We start from the raw sequence: 219 nt of genomic DNA, 5'->3' as shown, positions 1-219 counted from the left end.
TCACTTCGTTGGTGTTGCCGTCTGGGTCTTTAATGACTGAGCCGGTTGCGTTGCGAATAGCTTCATTACCATCTTTATCCGCAAATTCTGCACCTGTTGCCCCTAAAGCAGCATTGTTACCGTCTTTATCTTCAAAAATTGAACCAAGTGCGGTAGTTTCTGCGGTATTTCCGTTGCCATCTTTAATCGTTGTGCCGTCTTTGGTGATTTTCACGCCGT

At 45.7% G+C, this 219-nt stretch carries 1 protein-coding gene; it reads right to left on the bottom strand.

Annotated features, from left to right (window positions below; genetic code table 11):
* The coding region (locus tag AM305_RS12365; RefSeq protein ID WP_005821961.1) for a hypothetical protein at positions 1 to 219 on the bottom strand (219 nt) is incomplete at both ends.

The organism is Actinobacillus minor NM305, from assembly GCF_000175195.1.
GTDB lineage: Bacteria > Pseudomonadota > Gammaproteobacteria > Enterobacterales > Pasteurellaceae > Haemophilus_A > Haemophilus_A minor.
This window is presented reverse-complemented; position numbering and strand designations above follow the sequence as displayed.